The sequence below is a fragment of the Phyllobacterium sp. P5_D12 genome (assembly GCF_054049495.1).
In genome coordinates, this window is sequence record NZ_JBFUMG010000665.1 from 1 (window position 1) to 2,209 (window position 2,209).

The following is a 2,209-nucleotide window of genomic DNA, read 5'->3' on the forward strand; positions in this document are numbered from 1 at the left end:
GGGCAACAATCTGAAGGCTCATCTCGAACATCTGATGAAGCAGATGCGCGATGCTGCCGACGACCTCGATTTCGAAGTCGCTGCTCGCCTGCGCGACGAGATCAAGCGTCTGCGCGAGATGGAGTTGGCAATTTCGGACGACCCAATGGCACGGGAGGTCGAGATGGAAAGCCCGGTCACCGGTCGCACCAAGGGCAGGCACAATGCCGGGCGTGCGATGCACCGTGTGGTTACGGACGAGGGCGACAAGAATTCGCCGCTGTTCCGCAAACCGCAACTCGACGAAATGGGCGGAGACACGACCCGTCCCCTCGCGCCCGGCGTCTTCCGCAAAAATTCGCTGGATGAAATGACCGTTGGGCGCACGGAAAAGCCGGTTATCGGCAATGTTCCTGAAAAGCCTGCATTTACCGGTACGAACCGCAATGACCAGAAGATTATTCGCCGCGAGCGAACAGGTGCTGGTTCATATGAGGACGCTAACGATCGCAAGAAGCGACGTCCGGGCAAGACGGGACGTCCGGGACGTTAACTCAGATTTCGTCTGCAGGTTTGCCGGGGCAGCCGAAAAAAGCTTGGCCTGCGTCGAGAATCTCGTCGGCAAACTCCGGATCATCCACGGCTCGCGACAAGACAACCGCACCAATGAGACCGGCCATCGTCGCCAAGGCTTTCTGGCGTTTTTTGGCTTTTGATCGGCCAGGAACCAAATCCGACAATATTTCCAGCAGCCTTTTCGTACCCTCGGTAAATCGGGTCTGGACTACTCCTCCTTGCCGGGCAATATCCGGCGCAAGCAACGCCATGGTACAGCTGTTTGCCAAGTCACCCTTGTGATTCTTGGCTAGATAGGACGACGTGATCACGGCGAGCGCAACCTCAGGTCCCTCCTGCGCAATTGCAGACCATTTTTCCGCCGACCGCTTCATTGCCGCATCGCAGGATTGAGCAATAAGGTCATCTTTCGATGCAAAATGACCATAGAAGCCGCCATGGGTTAGGCCGGCATTTTTCATCACATCGGCAACCCCAATCCCGTCAAAACCTTTCTGACGAAATTGTTGACTGGCAACTTCAATGATGCGGGCGCGGTTTTCCGCTGCCTGATCTCTGCTGACACGCATGTGCAGTATCCTCGAAAAAGACTATTGACAATTTATATGATTGTCATCATCAATAGTCAATAATGATGATGATCATCATTTAATTCGCGCGGATTCGCACTTCTCGAAAGACAGCCATGATCTCCTCTTCGCTCGCCGCTTCGCTTGCCCGCCGCAATATCCATTATAGCTGGGTCGTCATAGCCGTAACGTTTCTAACGATGCTTGTCACTGCCGCCGCCGTTGGAGCGCCTGGTGTACTGATCGTTCCGCTGGAGAAAGAGTTTGGCTGGGAAACCGAGCAAATAGCCACTGCCTTTTCGATCCGGCTCTTGCTGTTCGGCTTCATGGGTCCATTCGCGGCTGCGTTCATGAATTATTTTGGTGTAAGGAAGGTGGTTTGCGTCGCACTGGTTTTGATCACTGCGGGTCTTTTCGCCTCTTTGKCTATGACGGAAATCTGGCAACTAATTCTCTTGTGGGGCGTGGTCGTCGGCTTTGGTACCGGATTGACTGCCATGGTTCTGGGCGCCACCGTCGCCGCCCGTTGGTTTACCGAGCGCCGTGGATTGGCTTTGGGGATGCTGACAGCAAGCTCGGCTACGGGTCAGTTGGCGTTCATGCCACTCATGGCTTCTCTCAGTGAAAACTACGGTTGGCGCGCAGCAATCATGCTGATTTGCGCTCTATTGCTCATCGCTGTCACGGCAGTCTTCTTCCTCATGCGCGACCGGCCTGCCGATATCGGCCTGCCTTCCTATGGAGACAAGGAGATCACACCCGTTCCGCCCATTACCGGCGGGCTAATGTCCCTCATCACTATGCCGCTGCTTGCTTTGAAGGAAGCGTCGCGCTCGAGCACGTTCTGGGTGCTTTTCGCCACTTTTTTCGTCTGCGGTGCGAGTACCAACGGCCTTGTAGGCACGCACTTCGTCGCCATGTGCGGAGATTTCGGCATGGTCCCCGTAGTAGCAGCCAGCGTCTTGGCCATGATGGGATTCTTTGATTTCTTCGGCACTATTGGTTCTGGCTGGCTCTCGGACCGGGTAGACAATCGTTGGCTGCTTTTTTGGTACTATGGATTGCGTGGCCTCTCGCTGCTGTAC

3 protein-coding genes are annotated in these 2,209 nt (G+C 55.1%); 2 read left to right on the forward strand and 1 reads right to left on the reverse strand.

Going from position 1 to position 2,209, the window contains the following annotated elements; all coding sequences use genetic code 11:
* Positions 1 to 532: UvrB/UvrC motif-containing protein (locus ACXJ5O_RS24970; RefSeq protein ID WP_457302258.1), on the forward strand; the 532-nt coding region annotated here is incomplete at its 5' end.
* 1 nt (position 533) lies between these two features.
* On the opposite strand, the gene ACXJ5O_RS24975 is transcribed toward ACXJ5O_RS24970, so the two are convergent.
* Positions 534 to 1,124: a TetR/AcrR family transcriptional regulator gene (locus ACXJ5O_RS24975; protein ID WP_457302259.1), complete on the reverse strand. Its 591-nt coding sequence runs from the start codon at positions 1,122 to 1,124 to the stop codon at positions 534 to 536.
* A gap of 116 nt (positions 1,125 to 1,240) precedes the next feature.
* On the opposite strand from ACXJ5O_RS24975, the gene ACXJ5O_RS24980 reads away from it, so the two are divergent.
* Positions 1,241 to 2,209: MFS transporter (locus tag ACXJ5O_RS24980; RefSeq protein ID WP_457302260.1), on the forward strand; the 969-nt coding region annotated here is incomplete at its 3' end.

Coding starts and splice junctions, on each gene's coding strand:
- ACXJ5O_RS24975 (WP_457302259.1), bottom strand. CDS start 1,124: ATGCGTGTCAGCAGAGATCAGGCAGCGGAAAACCGCGCCCGCATCATT.